Source organism: Nonomuraea sediminis (assembly GCF_018531495.1).
GTDB classification, from domain to species: domain Bacteria; phylum Actinomycetota; class Actinomycetes; order Streptosporangiales; family Streptosporangiaceae; genus Nonomuraea; species Nonomuraea sediminis.
On sequence record NZ_JAHDTI010000003.1, the window covers coordinates 339,461 to 355,076 of the forward strand.

The 15,616-nt window shown below is 71.5% G+C and carries 13 protein-coding genes; 4 read left to right on the forward strand and 9 right to left on the reverse strand.

Going from position 1 to position 15,616, the window contains the following annotated elements:
• Positions 1–104: 104 nt before the first annotated feature.
• A complete protein-coding gene (locus tag KIK09_RS15650) occupies positions 105–1,487 on the forward strand; it encodes an LCP family protein (RefSeq protein ID WP_214319932.1) in 1,383 nt (460 codons plus the stop codon).
• On the opposite strand, the gene KIK09_RS15655 is transcribed toward KIK09_RS15650, so the two are convergent.
• The gene (locus KIK09_RS15655; protein WP_214319933.1) at positions 1,480–1,968 is read right to left on the reverse strand and encodes a hypothetical protein; all 489 of its coding nucleotides are present in this window, start codon (positions 1,966–1,968) and stop codon (positions 1,480–1,482) included. The genes KIK09_RS15650 and KIK09_RS15655 overlap by 8 nt on opposite strands.
• A 108-nt stretch (positions 1,969–2,076) precedes the next feature.
• On the opposite strand from KIK09_RS15655, the gene KIK09_RS15660 reads away from it, so the two are divergent.
• Positions 2,077–2,676: a nitroreductase family protein gene (locus KIK09_RS15660; RefSeq protein WP_214319934.1), complete on the forward strand. Its 600-nt coding sequence runs from the start codon at positions 2,077–2,079 to the stop codon at positions 2,674–2,676.
• Between the two features lie 59 nt (positions 2,677–2,735).
• The gene (locus KIK09_RS15665) at positions 2,736–3,872 is read left to right on the forward strand and encodes an alginate lyase family protein (RefSeq protein ID WP_214319935.1); all 1,137 of its coding nucleotides are present in this window, start codon (positions 2,736–2,738) and stop codon (positions 3,870–3,872) included.
• Between the two features lie 78 nt (positions 3,873–3,950).
• Here KIK09_RS15665 and KIK09_RS15670 read toward each other — a convergent pair whose 3' ends face one another.
• The 3 genes from KIK09_RS15670 to KIK09_RS15680 form a co-directional block, all read right to left on the reverse strand.
• Positions 3,951–4,955, reverse strand: a complete 1,005-nt coding sequence (locus KIK09_RS15670; RefSeq protein ID WP_214319936.1) for an enolase C-terminal domain-like protein — start codon at positions 4,953–4,955, stop codon at positions 3,951–3,953.
• A gap of 11 nt (positions 4,956–4,966) precedes the next feature.
• A complete protein-coding gene (locus KIK09_RS15675) occupies positions 4,967–6,340 on the reverse strand; it encodes an MFS transporter (RefSeq protein WP_250573197.1) in 1,374 nt (457 codons plus the stop codon).
• A gap of 63 nt (positions 6,341–6,403) precedes the next feature.
• Entirely contained in the window at positions 6,404–7,111 is a 708-nt protein-coding gene (locus KIK09_RS15680; protein ID WP_214319937.1) for a TetR/AcrR family transcriptional regulator C-terminal domain-containing protein, read from the reverse strand.
• Positions 7,112–7,212: 101 nt separating this feature from the next.
• Between KIK09_RS15680 and KIK09_RS15685 the strand changes: the two genes are divergently transcribed.
• Entirely contained in the window at positions 7,213–8,652 is a 1,440-nt protein-coding gene (locus KIK09_RS15685; RefSeq protein ID WP_214319938.1) for an MFS transporter, read from the forward strand.
• A gap of 284 nt (positions 8,653–8,936) precedes the next feature.
• On the opposite strand, the gene KIK09_RS15690 is transcribed toward KIK09_RS15685, so the two are convergent.
• The 5 genes from KIK09_RS15690 to KIK09_RS60010 are packed head-to-tail and all read right to left on the reverse strand — an operon-like array spanning position 8,937 to position 15,508.
• The gene (locus KIK09_RS15690) at positions 8,937–10,067 is read right to left on the reverse strand and encodes a VWA domain-containing protein (protein ID WP_308164116.1); all 1,131 of its coding nucleotides are present in this window, start codon (positions 10,065–10,067) and stop codon (positions 8,937–8,939) included.
• Positions 10,064–12,208, reverse strand: a complete 2,145-nt coding sequence (locus tag KIK09_RS15695; protein ID WP_214320693.1) for a DUF5682 family protein — start codon at positions 12,206–12,208, stop codon at positions 10,064–10,066. Before KIK09_RS15695 ends, KIK09_RS15690 begins: the two co-directional genes overlap by 4 nt.
• Complete coding sequence (locus KIK09_RS15700; RefSeq protein WP_214319939.1) at positions 12,205–13,269, reverse strand: ATP-binding protein; 1,065 nt, start codon at positions 13,267–13,269, stop codon at positions 12,205–12,207. The genes KIK09_RS15695 and KIK09_RS15700 overlap by 4 nt, the downstream gene beginning before the upstream one ends.
• Positions 13,266–14,603 (reverse strand): DUF5691 domain-containing protein, encoded by a 1,338-nt coding sequence (locus KIK09_RS15705; protein ID WP_308164117.1) that lies wholly within the window; start codon positions 14,601–14,603, stop codon positions 13,266–13,268. The genes KIK09_RS15700 and KIK09_RS15705 overlap by 4 nt, the downstream gene beginning before the upstream one ends.
• The gene (locus KIK09_RS60010; protein ID WP_214319940.1) at positions 14,600–15,508 is read right to left on the reverse strand and encodes an SWIM zinc finger family protein; all 909 of its coding nucleotides are present in this window, start codon (positions 15,506–15,508) and stop codon (positions 14,600–14,602) included. The genes KIK09_RS15705 and KIK09_RS60010 overlap by 4 nt, the downstream gene beginning before the upstream one ends.
• Between the last annotated feature and the right edge of the window lie 108 nt (positions 15,509–15,616).

Sequence of the window (15,616 nt, forward strand, 5' to 3'; positions counted from 1 at the left end):
CATAAGGACATAGTTCGCATTCGGTCCATAGGCTGCGGCGGCGAATCGGCCTACCGTGAAGCACACGGGGAAGCGGGGATGGCGTGGGGCAGGCAAGGAGACCGGTGGGCGTCATCGGCTGGCTGCTGCTCTCGGTGGTCCTACCGGGTGCGGCACACCTGCGGGCCGGCTGGCGCAAGACCGGTCTGGCGCTGCTCGGCTGCTACGTTGCCGGGCTGCTGGCGCTGCTCTGGATCGTGCTGAGCACCGACAACCTGATCGGCCACCTGACCGAGGACTCCTGGCTGACCGCGATCACCGTGACCGCGGCGGCGCTGGGCGCGGCGTGGTTCCTCCTGATCGTCCACTCGTTCGTGGTGCTGAAGCCGGCCCGGCTGCCGTGGGGCGCCCAGATCCTGGCGGGTACGCTGGCGGGCCTGCTGGCCGTGGCCGTGGTGCTGCCGTTCGGCGTGGTGACGCAGTACGTCTGGACCGCGCAGAAGACGCTGAACGACGTGTTCGTCGACACCCCGGTGGAACAGCAGGCCCAGGCCCCCGCCGCGGCGAAGGAGGAGGACCCGTGGGCCGGCCGCGACCGGGTCAACATCCTGCTGATCGGTGGTGACGGCGACGACGACCGCGTCGGCATCCGCACCGACAGCATGAACGTGGCCAGCGTGGACGTGAAGACCGGCAACAGCGTGATGGTGAGCCTGCCGCGCAACCTGGAGGACGTCCGCTTCCGCCCCGGCACGCCGATGGCCGAGCACTTCCCGACGGGCTTCCGCCTGCCGCCGGACCCGGGCGGCGGTCGCAGCGACCTGCTCAACAGCGTCTGGGAGTACGCCGACGCGCATCCCGAACTGTTCGGCGGCAAGCAGCACCAGGGGCCGCAGGTGCTGATGGACACGATCGGCTACACGCTGGGCCTGAAGATCGACTGGTATGTCCTGGTCAACATCTGGGGCTTCGCCCGGCTCGTCGATGCGATCGGCGGCGTCACGATCACGGTCGAGCAGGACGTGGTGTTCGGCAAGTACAACGAGGGCCTGGTCAAGGCGGGTACGCGCAAGCTGAAGGGCGCCGACGCGATGTGGTACGCCCGCTCGCGCACCTACAGCGACGACTTCACGCGCATGCGCCGCCAGCGGTGCGTGCTGGCGGCGCTGCTCGACCAGGCCGACCCCGGCACGGTGCTCACCCGTTTCAACAAGATCGCGCTCGCGACGAAAGAGCTGATCAAGACCGACGTCCCCCGGCAGATGCTCAAGGACCTGGTGCCCCTGGCACTCAAGGTCAAGAACGCCAAGGTCACCAGCATCCAGTTCGTGCCCCCGTTGATCAACACCGGCTCACCCGACTGGGACAAGATCCGATCCATGACCCAGAAGGCCATTCAAGCCCCGGCCGATTCCCCGACGGTGGCCATGTCGGCCAAGCCCTCCAAGACCCCCGCTCCCACGAAGTCTCCGACCAAGGAGCTGAGCGAGGGCTGCGGGGTCAGTTGAAGCAGTCCTGGTTGTTCGCCACGATGTTGAAATCCGTGACCTTGGCGTGCTCGACGGTGAAGGAGTAGTACGCCTTCTTGTTGCCCGGGACCTTGATGTCGTAGAACCCGTGCACGTCCTTCTTGATGTGCGGGTAGGCGGCCTTGAGCTGCTTGCCGGTCGAACCGATCCTGATACCCTCGGGCGTCTTCACCCCCTTGCCGGCCGCGATCAAGACCACGCCGTACTTCTTCGAGATGTAGATACCGACGTAGTCCTTGCCGGTCGGGAACTTCTTCAGGTCCCAGCCCGAGCAGGGGCCCTCGCCACTGCTATCGCCGTTCTTCTCGACCACGGCGCCCGTCGCCTTGGCCTGCTTGGCGGTCATGCCGAGCTTGACGTCGCCGTATCCGTAGGGGCCGAGGGTGGGACCGGTCTGGGCGAAGGCCGCCGTCGCGCCGCTGGCCAGCACTGCCCCCGCGACCAGCACGCTTCCGATCATCGTCTTCATCATGACTGCTTTGACTCGCGCGACGGCGCGGAAGTTCTGACAATCCTGACAAGACCCAGCGAATCGCCGGGCGCTGCCGGCCTCTGCCAAGCTGGCGGGATGGAGTTTCAAGAGGTGGTACGGCGGCGCCGCATGGTCAGGAACTACGACCCCGACCGCGCGGTGCCCGCCGAGCTCGTCGAGCGGATCCTGGCCAACGCGCTGCACGCCCCGTCGGCCGGTTTCAGCCAGGGCTGGGCGTTCCTGGTGCTGGAGGACCCGGCCGACCGGACCCGTTTCTGGGAGCTGGCGGTGGAGGACGGCGGCGCATGGGGCGAGGGTCTGCGCAGGGCGCCGCTCCTGATCATCCCGTTCTCGCACAAGCAGGCCTACCTCGATCGCTACGCCGAGAGCGACAAGGGGTGGGCCGACAAGGACGAGTCCCGCTGGCCGGTGCCCTACTGGGACATCGACACCGGGTTCGCCTCGCTGCTGATGCTGCTCACCGCCGTGGACGAGGGGCTGGGCGCCTGCTTCTTCGGCATCCCGCCGGGCGAGCGGACGGCCAAGGTGAAGGAGGCCTTCGGGGTGCCCGCGGCCTACAGCCCGATCGGTGTGATCAGCCTGGGGTACCGGGCACAGGACAGGCGGTCGCCGTCGCTGAAGCGGGGCAGGCGGCCGCTGGAGGAGGTCGTCCACCGGGGTCACTGGAACGATTGAAGTTAAGAAAGTTTCCTAATCTTCTTGACCGCGGGCATGACGCTCGGTTCGATGCGTCTATGCGTGTCCTCGCCGTCGCTCTCCTGCTGCTCTCCTTATCAGCGGCCCCCGCCCGCGCCCAGGCGTTCAACCACCCCGGCGTGCTGGTCAGCCGGGCGCAGCTGGACTTCGTCAAGGCCCATCTGGGCGCCGAGCCGTGGAAGTCGGCGTGGGCCGCGCTGCGCGCGAGCTCCTACGCCTCGCTGTCATGGAAGCCGAAGCCGCGCGCCACCGTCGAGTGCGGGCCGAGCTCGAACCCGAACTACGGCTGCTCCGACGAGCGCGACGACGCGATGGCCGCCTACACCCACGCCCTGCAGTGGTACCTGACCAAGGACGCCCGCTACGCGAAGAAGGCCATCGAGATCATGGACGCCTGGTCGGCCGTGATCACCGAGCACACCGGGCACAACGCTCCCCTGCAGACCGGCTGGTCGGGCGCGTCCTTCTCGCGCGCGGCCGAACTCATCAAGTACACCTACACCGGCTGGACGCAGGCCGGCAGGTTCGCCACCAAGCTCCGTACGGTCTATCTGCCGACGGTGATCAAGGGAAGCCCCGACACCAACGGCAACTGGGAGCTCATCATGACCGACGCGGCGATCGGCATCGCCGTGTTCCTGGACGACCGCGCCTCCTTCGACACGGCCGTCCAGCTGTGGCGTGACCGGCTCCCGGCCTACATCTACCTGAAGTCGGACGGCGCCTACCCCAAGACCCGGCCCGGCAGCAAGTACCACACGCCCGCCGAGATCATCTCCTACTGGCAAGGGCAGTCCACGTTCGTGGACGGGCTCGCCCAGGAGACGTGCCGGGACTTCGGCCACACCGGGTGGGGCATCGCGGCCGCGGTCCACGTCGCCGAGACCGCCCGGCTGCAGGGGGTGGACCTGTGGGCCGAGGGCAAGGACCGCCTGCGGTACGCCATGGGGTTCCACTCCGGGCTCCAACTGGGCGAGCCGGTGCCGTCCTGGCTGTGCGGCGGCAAGGTGAACCTGGGGCTCGGGCCGGTGCTCGAGCCCGGCTACAACGCCCTGCACAACCGGCTGGGCGTCACGATGACCCGCACCCAGCGCCTGGTGGAGCAGTCACGGCCCGCCGGAGTCAGTCACTTCCTCGGCTGGGAGACCCTCACCCACGCCGAGAACCCCGGCTGATCTCATAGCGCAGGTGAGCACATCTCGGGTGCTTCCACCGGAGACGTCGGATCAGCCGCGCGCTCTTCGACGGCCGGGTCAGGCGCGGAAGGTGTCCTTGGCCAGGCGGCGCAGGCGGGTCTCGTCGATGGTGTGGCCGAGGCCCGGCTGGGTGAACGGGACCGCGATCACGCCGGCGTTGGCGCCGACGATCGGCGTGACGAACTGGTTGTTGCGCGGCGGCTGGGTGACGTCGCAGGGCAGCGTGCAGCCGGGCAGGCTGGCGACGGCCACCGTGGCCGCCCTGGCCAGCCCGGCTCCCTGGCCGCCCGTGCACTGGATGTCCCAGCCCGCCGCGACGGCGCGGTCGTGGGCCCGCCGTACCTCGGACAGCGCGGGGAAGGCGGTGGGGCGCAGCAGCAGCACGCGGGCCGCGCGCAGGGTGAGGTACTCGTCGAGCTGGGCGGTCGAGCGGACCTCGACGGCCACCGCGGCGGCGACCTGGTCCTGGAGGGTGGCGTGCAGGTAGACGTCGTCCACGGCGAAGGGGCGCTCGATGACCTCCAGGCCGTAGGAGTCGAGGGCCACCAGCTGCTCGGGGCTGGTGTAGGTGCCGTCGCAGTCGACGGCCAGCGTCAGCGCCGGGTAGGCCTGGCGGACCGCGCGGACGGGCTCGACGTCGAATCCCGGCCGGATGTCCAACGTGACGTGGCCGTAGCCGGCGCAGACCTGCTGGTTGACCCGGGCCACCAGCGACTCGACCGACGGGTCGGGGCTGAGGCGGATCGTTGCCACCAGCGAGGTGCGGGTGCCGCCGATCGCCTCGGCCAGCGGGACGCCGCGCATCCTGGTCCACAGGTCCCAGCAGGCCATGTCGACGGCGGAGTCGCGCGAGTCGACGGAGTCGGGATGCTCCCAGTCGACGCCGATGAGCCGTGCCGCGAGGGATTCCTCGAGGCCGGCCCAGGTCTTGGCGGCGGGCGAGATGGTCTCACCCCAGCCGACCATGCCACCGTGATCGGTGAGCTTGACCAGCAGGCTTTCCGACCGCCTGCCGTACGGCAGGTTCAGCCTGAAGACCTCCAGCTCCCGCACTCGCGGCATGTGGCTCCCCCTTAAGACGTGACCTCCTCCATGGTGCCTGCAGGAACGGACTGCGCAAAACGGGGCGCCACGAACGCCGCCACGAGGGCCAGCACGAAGGCGAAGGCGAAACCGACCAGGTAGGTCTCGCCGGTCGCGGTGAACAGGGCGCCGGTGACGGCCACGGCCACCACGGTGAAGACCGACTCCCCCACGCCCACGGCCGCGGTGTTGGCGCCCTCCTCGCCCTGCTTGGACAGCCGCAGGACCAGCACCGACACGGTCGGGTGCAGGGCGCCGATGCCCAGCCCTGCGATCGCCCAGGCCAGGAAGGCCAGCGCGATCGGGACGGCGTCCACCAGGACCAGCGTCATCAGGGCGATGCCCGTGGCGATCATGAGGGCGCCGCCGCGCATGGCGGTCAGGTGGCCGATCGTGCCGCGCCCCTTGATCCAGGAGCCGGTGGACCAGCCGAGCGCGCCGATGGTGAGCACCAGGCCGGCGCTGATCGGGGTCATGTGGCGGACGTTGATCAGCATCAGCGGGATGAGGACCTGGGCGGCGGTCAGCGCGCCGAAGGCCAGGCCGCGCAGGACGGGGGCGCTGGGCAGCCCGCGGGCGGCCCGCAGGGATCCGCGCAGCAGCAACTTGGGCAGGGCGATGGCCAGCAGGACCACGCCGGCGAGCAGCAGGGGCAGACCGGCCAGCGCCTGGGCGCTGCCGTACTGGATGAGGGCGGCGGCGACGGCGGTCACGGTGGCCCACACGAGCTTGCGGCCCAGGCCGGGAGCGGGCTCGGCGATGCCCTCCGACAGCGCGTTGCCCGCGGTGCCGCGCCACAGCAGCAACGCCGAGGGGATCACGATCAGCGCGACGCCGAGGAAGACCCACCGCCAGTCGACGTTCTCCACCACGAAACCGGCGATCGCCGGGCCGACCATCGAGGGCACCACCCAGGCCGCGGAGAACAGGGCGAACACCTTGGGATGCATGGCAGGCGGGTAGGCACGGGCGACCAGCACGTACAGCGAGACCTGGATCAGCCCGCCGCCCAGGCCCTGGATGAACCGGCCCGCGACGAACACCTCCATCGTCGGGGCGAAACCGGCCACCAGCAAACCCGCCACGAACCCGGCCACACCCACCGCGATCGGCTGCAGCGGCCCGCGCACGTCGCTCCAACGCCCGCCCAGCACGGTGGCGATGACCTGGGCCGCGAGCGTGGCACTGAAGGCCAGGTTGTACAGGTGCATGCCACCCAGATCGCGGGCCACCACCGGCATGGCCGTGGCCACCGCCATCGCCTCAAAGGCCACCAGGACGACGAGGGCCACCAGTCCGACGCTCAACGTCCGGTAGGCCGAGGAGACCACTCCGGCCGGGGGTGCTTCAACAGTCGTTGTCATACCCGGCAAGTTATGGCGACACCCCAGGTCAGCACATCGGGCGGCGGGCCTAGGCAATTAGGCCTAAGGCATGCGGGCCTCAAGCCCGGCGATCATGAGGTCCAGTCCGTACAGGAAGCGGACGGCGCCGTCGTCGGCGGTGAGCACGTTCGCGTACTTGCTCGTGTACGGGAACTGGTCGGAGGGCAACGACTTGTAGTAGACGGTGATCTGGTCGATGAACGAGACGATGTACTCGACCGGGTCCTCGTGCCCCGAGGCCCGCATCCTGGCGTAGTGCAGCGACTCCTCGTAGGCGTCGCTGGAGATGTACAGGGAGATCCTGTCGAGCGCCAGCGCGGCGTCCCGCGGCGACAGCCCCGCCTCGATCATCAATCCGAGCATGGCCTCACCGACGCGCAGCGCGTTCGGCCCCGTCGGGATGTTGGCCAGCGCCGCCTTGGCCAGATCGGCGTGCGCGGTCAGCACCCTGTGCGCCTCGAGCGCGTAGTCGCGCAGACCCTCCTGCCAGCTGTCGACCTTCTCCGGCAGCCGGATCTCGCTCAGCACCAGGTCGTAGATCAGCTCGACCAGCTCTTCCTTGTTCGACACGTGCGCGTACAGCGACGCAGGACCGGTGTCGAGCTCCTGGGCGATCCGCCGCATGCTCAGCGCGTCGATGCCCTCGGCGTCCACGATGCGCAATCCGGTCTCGACGATGAGCTCCTGGCTCAGCTGCGGCTTGATCTGGCGGCGCTGCTTCCGCCAGGGCGGTGTTGGCACGTTCGTCATAACGAACACTGTACTTGACACGAACGACGTTCGCCACTAAAACAGTGTTCGTAACGAACAACGTTCGTCCTAAGAACACCGTTCCCCCCAAGGAGTTCCCGATGACCGTCACCGCTCCCGCGGCAGCCACCGAGGCCCAGCGTTACCGCTGGCGCTGGGCCGCGCTCTTCGTCATCCTGGCCGCCGAGGTGATGGACCTCCTCGACGCGCTGATCACCACCATCGCCGCCCCCACCATCCAGAAGGAGCTGGGCGGCACCGCGAGCCTGGTCCAGTGGCTGGGCGCCGGCTACACCCTGGCCATGGCCGTCGGCCTGATCACCGGTGGCCGCCTCGGCGACCTGTACGGCCGCAAGCGGATGTTCCTCATCGGCGCCGCCGGCTTCACCGCGATGTCGCTCGTGTGCGGGATTGCCATGAACCCCGAGATGCTGATCGGGGGCCGCGTGCTGCAGGGACTGTTCGGCGCCGTGATGCTGCCGCAGGGCCTGGGCTTGATCAAGGAGATGTTCCCGCCCGAGGAGATGGGCAAGGCGTTCGGCATGTTCGGTCCCGTCATGACCATCTCGTCGGTGGGCGGCCCCGTGCTTGGCGGCTGGCTGGTCGACGCCGACCTGTTCGGCACCGGCTGGCGCATGATCTTCCTGGTGAACCTGCCGCTCGGGCTGGCCGCGCTGGTCGCCGGGCTGAAGGTCCTGCCCGAGTTCCGCCTGGCCAACGCCACCAAGCTCGACATCATCGGCGTCGTCATCGTGTCGGTCGCCGCCTTCCTGCTGATCTTCCCGCTCATCCAGGGCCGCGAGCTCGGCTGGCCCGTCTGGACCTGGGTCTCGATGGCCGGCTCGATCGTGATGTTCGCCGTGTTCGGCCGCTACGAGTCGCGCCGCTCCCGCTCCGGCAAGGACCCGCTGGTCACGCCGAGCCTGTTCCGCAAGCGCGCCTTCACCGGCGGCCTGGTCGCCGGGCTGGCCTTCTTCTCCGGCATGATCGGCCTGTCGCTGGTCTTCACCCTCTACACCCAGGTCGGGCTCGGCTTCAGCCCGCTCAAGGCGGGCCTCACCGGCCTGCCGCAGGCCATCGGCGGCGTCATCGGCTTCGGCCTGGCGATGTCGGGCCTGCAGGAGAAGCTGGGCCGCGGCCTGCTCCAGATCGGCGTCACCGTGATGGCCGCCGGCGCCGGGGTACTCGGCCTGACGATCCACCTGTCCGGCGTGTCCGTCGGGCCGTGGCAGCTCGCCCCCGGGCTCGCGCTGGTCGGTATCGGGATGGGCCTGACGATGGCGCCCTTCTTCGACATCGTCCTGTCCGGGGTCGAGCCGCACGAGTCGGGCTCCGCCTCGGGCTCGCTCACCGCGATCCAGCAGCTCGGCGCGGCGCTCGGCACCGCCGTCCTGGGGACGCTCTTCTTCAACCTGCTCAAGAGCCAGTGGTCGTTCGGCTCGGCGATGCAGCTGACGGTCTGGGTGGAGATCGGCCTCCTGGCCGCCACCTTCGTCCTCTCCTTCCTCCTCCCCCGCAAGGCGACCGTCTCTTCCCATTGACCGTCCGTTCGAAAGCCTCGCCATGTGCGGGGCTTTCGTTCGTACGGCGGGCCAGGAGGAGCCGCGGTGCCTGGATGACGAATCGCCGTGGCGGCGAGCAACCCTCACCGACTCGCCGGAAGCGCCGCTCGCGGGCCCTCGGCCGACGTGCGGCGGGCGGCCGGTGGCGGGGGCCTGCCGTACAAGAAAAGCCTCACGGGCCCTCAGCCGGAGTGCGGCGGGCGGCCGGTGGCGGCGGCGGCTCGCCGTACAGGAAAGAAACTCGCCGTACGGGAAAAATGGGGCTATGGGGTGTGGGTTTCGGACCAATGAGTGAGGTCGCGGCGGTCTAGGGCAGCGGCCATGAGGTCGGGGAAGGCGTCGGGCGTGCAGGCGAAGGCGGGGACGCCGAGCGCGGCGAGCGCCGCGGCGTTGTCGTGGTCGTAGGCCGGCGCGCCCTCGTCCGACAGCGCGAGCAGGACGATCACCTGGATGCCCTGCTCGGTCATGGCCGCCACCCTGCGCAGCATCTGGTCGCGCAGCCCGCCCTCGAACAGGTCGCTGACCAGCACCAGGATCGTCTCGCTCGGCCGGGTGACCAGGCCGTGGGCGTAGGCGAGGGCGCGGTTGATGTCGGTGCCGCCGCCCAGCTGGGTGCCGAAGAGCACCTCGACAGGATCGTGCAGCAGGTCCGTGAGGTCCGCGACCGAGGTGTCGAAGGCGACCAGCGACGTCTTGAGCGAGCCCGTCGAGGCCAGCACGGCCGCCAGCACCCCGGCGTAGACGACCGAGTCGGCCATCGAGCCGCTCTGGTCGACGCACAGCACGACCTCCCGCCGCAGCGCCCGCTGCCTGCGGGCGTAGCCGATCAGGCGGGAGGGGACGACGGTGTTCCGCTCGGGCAGGTAGTTCTTCAGGTTGGCGCGGATCGTCCTGGCGAAGTCGATGTCGGCGACCGTGCGCGGGCGGTGGGTGCGGGCGGAGCGGTCGAGCGCGCCCGCGACGGCGGCGCGGGCCTTCTGGGCGAGCCTGCGCTCCAGGTCGTCGACGACGTGGCGGACGACCCTGCGGGCCGACTCGCGGGCTGCGTCGGGCATCACCTTGTTGAGCGCGAGCAGCGTGCCGACCAGGTGGACGTCGGGCTCGACGGCCTCGAGCAGCTCGGGTTCGAGCAGCAGCCTGGTCAGGTCGAGGCGTTCGATGGCGTCCTTCTGCATCACCTGGACGACCGTGGAGGGGAAGTAGGCCCGGATGTCGCCCAGCCACCTGGCCACCTTGGGCGCCGAGGCCCCCAGCCCTGCGGCGTCCTCGTAGACGGCGCCGAGCGCGCCGTCCATCCGCGCGTCGGCCGCGTCGAGCGCCATCCCGATCCCGTCGGCCTCGCCGCCGCCCAGCACCAGCCGCCACCGCCGCAGCCGCTCGTCCTGGCCGCTCACGTGCCCCTCCCCAGGATCGTCAGCACGGTCCGTACGGCGGGCGCCGCGCGTTCCTCGTCCACCTGTTCCCCGGCCGACACCGTGCGGGCCCCCGCCTTGAGGCGGTCGCCGATCGCGCGCCGTTCGGGCGCGGCGAACTCCGAGAACGTCCGCCGCAGCAGGGGCAGCACCTCGGTGAACTGGTCCCCGGTCAGGTGCGCCAGCCACGAGTCGACCAGCTCGAGCAACCGCGGATCGTGCACAAGCAGCAGCCCGCCGCCCGCCAGGAACCCCTCCACCCAGGCCGCCGCCCGAGCCGGGGTGTTCCCCCTGGACATGGCCCTGGACATGCGCTCAGGCGCGTCCCCCAGCGATCCCGCGTCCAGCAGGATCCTGGTCAGCCGCCCCTCGATCAGCCCGTGCGGCTCGCCCCTGTCGCAGATCCCGCGCAGGGTCTCCAGCCATCGGTCGCGTTCGTCGGACGAGGGCTCCTCGCTGAGGAGGGCGACCGCCGAATGGACCGCGTCGATGTGCTCGAGCAGCCCGGCCGCCGCGCCCTCGTCGACGCCGGACACCGCGACAGGGAGCCCGACCCTGATCCGCTCCAGCATGGAGTGCGCGATCGTGGCCAGCCCCTCGGCCGGCGTGCCGCGCACGTCGCCGTAGCGGTGCGCCCGCACCATCGCGGGCAGCGCCGCCATCAGGTGGGTGACGTCGGCGTCCAGCGCCGCCCGGGCCGACAGCGCGGCCAGCACCTCTGGCATCGCCTCCGGCAGCCCGGCGAGCAGGCACCGCTCCACCAGCTCGGTCAGCTCCGCCAGCGACACCGCGGCCGCGCACCTGTCGCGGGCGCGCTGGGCGGCGGCCGCGCGGACCGTGGTGCCGAGCGCGGCCGACTCGATGAGCGCCAGGTCGTACTCGGGCCGCCACTCCAGCGTCCACGTCTCCCTGAACGTGCCCTTCCCCCGCGCCTCCTCGGCGGCGCCCCACTCCACGCCGAGCAGCCGCAGCCGGTGCAGCAGGTGGCTGCGCTCCAGGTCGAGCGGCTTGCGCAGGTCCAGGTCGAGCTCCCGCCTGAGGGCGTCAGGCTTGAGCCGCAGCCGCCGCTGGTGGTCGCGCAGGTCCCGCTGCAGCGGCACCATCGGCGTGCCCTCGGCGACCTGCCCGAGCCGGTCGCCGACGACCATGCGCCGCTGGATCAGCCCGACCGGCAGCTCGTCGCCCTCGCACAGCACCGCCCTGGCCGCCTCCGTCACCTCGCCGAGCCCGGCCAGCGGCCGCCCGCGCAGCGCGGCCAGCGCCTCGGCCAGCCGTACCGCCTCGATGACGTGCGCGGAGGAGACGACGAGCCCCTCGGCGCGCAGGACGGCGGCGGCCTCGGCCAGCCAGCGCTCGACGGGGCGGTCGGCGACGGTGAACAGGTGGTGGTACCAGCCGGGCGAGGCGATCCCCGCGCCGTAGCCCGACCAGGCGGCCAGCCGCCCGTAGGTCCACGGCACCCAGGTCAGTTCGGCCTTGACCCTTGGCAGCCTGCGCAGCAGGGCGTCGTCGGAGGCCGCGGTGGGGAACGGCTCGGTGAGCGCGGGCACGTGCCAGGCGCCGCACACCACCGCGATCCGCTCGTGTCCGGCCTTCCTGGCGGCGCGGATGGTCCTGCGCATGTGGGCCTCGCGGCGGGCCTCCCGCTCGTCCGGCCGGTATCCCTCGCGCAGCGCGGTCATCGCCTCGGCGATCACGTCGAACGGGGTATCCCCGCGGTGTTCGACGACGTCCTCCCACCAGCGTTCCGGGTCGTCGTAGCCGGCCACGGCGGCCAGCTCGCCGATCGGGTCGCGGGAGAAGCCCTCCCTGCCGTTCATGGCCAGGCTGTGGGAGGCGGGCAGGTCGCAGAACTGGACCGGGGTGCCGGAACGCGTACCGTACAGGATCGCCTGCCATTCCGGCGAGAACACCGCGAACGGCCAGAAAGCCGCGCGGGAGGTGTCTCCGGGCACGTGGGCCAGCAGGGCGACCGGCGGCTCGCAGCCGGGCGCGTGCGCGACCAGGCCGTCGGCCTCGGGCGGCCCCTCGATGAGGATCACGTCGGGGCGCAGCCGCTCCAGCTCGGCGCGTACGGCTCGCGCCGAGCCGGGACCGTGGTGGCGGACGCCGAGCACCCTCATGAGACCTCGCGGCAGGCCCGGTAGAAGTCGCTCCACCCGGAGCGCTCCTTGACCACGGTCTCCAGGTATTCGCGCCACACCACCCGGTCGGACACCGGCTCGCGCACGATCGCGCCCACCAGGCCCGCGGCCACGTCGGCGGGACGCAGCACGCCGTCGCCGAAGTGCGCGGCCAGCGCGATGCCGCTGGTCAGCACCGAGATCGCCTCGGCGGTGGACAGGGTGCCGCTGGGCGACTTCACCTTGGTGCGGCCGTCCTCGGTCACGCCGTCGCGCAGCTCGCGGAAGACGGTCACGACCCGGCGGATCTCCGCCAGCCCGGTCGTGATCTCGGGCAGCGCCAGCGAGCGGCCAAGCTCGGCCACGCGGCGCGCCACGATCTCCACCTCCTCCTCGGCGGTGGCGGGCACGGGCAGCACGACCGTGTTGAAGCGGCGGCGCAGCGCGCTGGACAGCTCGTTGACGCCCCTGTCGCGGTCGTTGGCGGTGGCGATCAGGTTGAAACCGCGCTCGGCCTGGATCTCCGTGTTGAGCTCGGGGATGGGCAGCGTCTTCTCCGACAGCACGGTGATCAGCGCGTCCTGCACGTCGGACGGCATCCTGGTCAGCTCCTCGACCCGGGCGACGCGGCCCTCGGCCATGGCTCGCATCACCGGCGACGGGGTCAGCGCGTCCATCGACGGGCCCTCGGCCAGCAGGCGGGCGTAGTTCCAGCCGTAGCGGATGGCCTCCTCCGCGGTGCCCGCCGTGCCCTGCACGAGCAGCGTGGAGTCGCCGCTGACGGCGGCCGCCAGGTGCTCCGACAGCCAGGTCTTGGCCGTGCCCGGCACGCCGAGCAGCAGCAGCGCGCGGTCGGTGGCCAGGGTGGCGATCGCCACCTCGACGATCCTGCGGGCGCCGACGTACTTGGGCGTGATCCGGTCGCCGTCGCCCAGGACGTAGGTGGTGACCGCCCACGGCGACAGCCGCCAGCCTGGCGGGCGGGGCCTGTCGTCGTCCTTGGCCAGCAGGGCGAGCTCCTCCGCGTACTGGTCCTCCGCGTGTGGGCGCAATACCGTCATTCGAGCTCCTCCAGCATGTCGGCACGGAAGCGCAGCAGGGCGGCGACCTCCTGGACGTTCGGGTCGGGCCTGGCCAGCACGGGCAGGTCGCACAGCGCGGGGTCGATCCGCTCGGCGGCCAGCCTGCCCAGCTCGCCGAGGTTCCACGGCTGGGTGGCCGCCACCTGCACGATCTTACGGAGTACGGCTGCCGCCAGCGTGTCGTGCCACGGCGCGGGAACCCCGCCGAGGACCATGATGAGCTGGCTGTCCATCTCCCGATTCTTCACGAAATCGGCGGCGAGGTGCTGCCGCTCCCCCGGCGGCAGGACGGCCAGCAGGTCGGCGATCGGGTCCCAGGCGAACATGGCGCGCGCCCAGGCGGCATCCTGTTGCAGGACCGCGCCCCTGACCCAGCCGGCCCGCACCTCGTCCTCCCAGTCGGGGATCCGCCTGCGGACCACGTCGTCGGGGTCGCCCCACCTGGCCAGCGGCGCCCTGGCGATCACCTGCTGGAGCCACCAGGCCTTCTCACCGATGCCGCGCGGCGGTTTGGCCCTGATGCCGTCGCGCTCCATCGACTTGTCGCACTCTTCCGGCGGGTTCACCTGGTCGGTGCCGATGACGCGGGAAAGGCGCTCGGCCATGCGCCGGGCCAGGCGGGATCCGGGCAGGCGGGTCAGCAGGTTGGCGGCCTGCTGCCGCACCTCGCGCCTGCGGTCGTCGAGCGCGGCCTCGAGGAAGGGCTCGTCGTCCATGGTGAGCCCGTCGGCCAGCACCCCGACGAAGTCGGCGCGGTCGTCGGGCGTCTCCACCTCCCAGGTCTCCTGCAGCAGGCGCCTGGCCCTGGCCGGGTCGGTGGCGCGCAGGAGCGCCAGGTGGGCCCGCCGGTCGCCGGCCTTGCCCAGCTCCCAGACCTGCCCGCCGGGCTCGCCCGTCGGCTCCTCGAGCAGGTAGGCCCAGTCAGGGTTGCGCCGGGCCAGCCACCTGCCGCGCTCACCCGCCAGCACGCCGAGGTGCGCCCGCATGGAACGGTCGCGCCTGCCGCGCTCGAGCAGGTCGGGCAGCGCGTAGGAGGGGGCGCGCCGCCCTGACGCGGCGGCCGCGGCCAGCCACTCGGGCAGCACCCTGATGTACTGACCGGCCAGGATCCTGACCAGCCGCCGGGCCGCCGCCCGCCCGACGGCCTCGCGTTCCTCCTCCGGCGCCACGTCCGCCTCGTGTCCCGGCGCGGCCGGTCGCCGCCCTGCCCTGCGGCGGACGACCTCGACGGCCGCGTCGGCCAGCAGGTCGGCGCCGTACGGCCGGCGGTCGGTGCCGACCAGCGCGGTGGAGACCAGGTCCTCCCAGCTCACAGCGGCACCGCCGTGCCGTCGTCGGCCCAGGTGGCCAGCGGGCGCACGCCTGCGGGGGTCCACTCGACGGCCACCGTCACGGGCCGCCCGCCCGCGACCGCGATGAGCCGCCACGGGTCCCTGTCGCGGGGATGCAGCGGCAGCCCGCCGAGCGTCTCGGCGCCGGGCACCACGTCGCGCAGCACCAGCGGCCACGACTCGACCCACGGATCGGCCGCCAGCATCCTGCCCACCTCCCGCAGGCCCTCCGCCACGCTCACCCCCGTGGGCGCCGGGCGGTCGGCCGGCTCCGCCTCGGTCACCAGGGCCCGCAGCGGGGCGGCACCGGGGTAGAAGGCGAGGGCGGCGTCGATGACCGTGCCGGGGGCCAAGGAGTCGTCGGGCCGCTGGCCGGGCGGGGTGAACGTCAGGATCAGGGCAGGTCGGCCAGTGTCGTGGCCGTGCAACCAGACGCGGCGCACGACGAGCGGGTCCTGGTCCTCGTCGCGGCGGGCCAGGACGTGCCAGTGGTCGCGCACCGCGGGCCCGGCCAGCACCTCCTCGCGCGAGGTGGGGAAGCCCACCCGGCTCAGCACGGTCCGCGCCAGCGGCTCGGGCAGCTCCGCCCGGCGGCGGAAGGCCACGGCGAGCAGGTTGAGCAGCGCGTACTCCGCCAGCAGGCGCTCGGGCCAGCCGTCGAGCGAGCGCATCCGCTCCAGCCGCGACACCACCCCGGCGACCCCGGAGGCCTGCGCGTCGACGAGTCGCTTGGCCAGTTCCTCCCAGGCGCGGCGGTCGGCTCCCGCGATGCCGTGCCGTACCTGGTCGCCGAGCCAGCGCTCGAGCTCGGCCAGGCCCGCGGCCACGCGCGCGTGACGTGCCGTTTCCCCAGGTCGCTGATCCGGGGAGCCGCTCTGTTCGGTCACGTGCCGCACAGTAGCCACCTCGACCGACATTTCACAGCGCTCTGGTGCATCCGGCGAGAGACGCCTATTGTATTCAAAACTCAGTATGCAGAGCATGACATACCACAG

Excerpts from the sequence above, each read along its gene's own strand:
- KIK09_RS15685 (WP_214319938.1), top strand. The coding sequence starts at position 7,213 with ATGACCGTCACCGCTCCCGCGGCAGCCACCGAGGCCCAGCGTTACCGC.
- KIK09_RS15665 (WP_214319935.1), top strand. The coding sequence starts at position 2,736 with ATGCGTGTCCTCGCCGTCGCTCTCCTGCTGCTCTCCTTATCAGCGGCC.
- KIK09_RS15655 (WP_214319933.1), bottom strand. The coding sequence starts at position 1,968 with ATGATCGGAAGCGTGCTGGTCGCGGGGGCAGTGCTGGCCAGCGGCGCG.
- KIK09_RS15660 (WP_214319934.1), top strand. The coding sequence starts at position 2,077 with ATGGAGTTTCAAGAGGTGGTACGGCGGCGCCGCATGGTCAGGAACTAC.
- KIK09_RS15680 (WP_214319937.1), bottom strand. The coding sequence starts at position 7,111 with ATGACGAACGTGCCAACACCGCCCTGGCGGAAGCAGCGCCGCCAGATC.
- KIK09_RS15700 (WP_214319939.1), bottom strand. The coding sequence starts at position 13,269 with ATGACGGTATTGCGCCCACACGCGGAGGACCAGTACGCGGAGGAGCTC.
- KIK09_RS15695 (WP_214320693.1), bottom strand. The coding sequence starts at position 12,208 with ATGAGGGTGCTCGGCGTCCGCCACCACGGTCCCGGCTCGGCGCGAGCC.
- KIK09_RS15675 (WP_250573197.1), bottom strand. The coding sequence starts at position 6,340 with ATGACAACGACTGTTGAAGCACCCCCGGCCGGAGTGGTCTCCTCGGCC.
- KIK09_RS15670 (WP_214319936.1), bottom strand. The coding sequence starts at position 4,955 with ATGCCGCGAGTGCGGGAGCTGGAGGTCTTCAGGCTGAACCTGCCGTAC.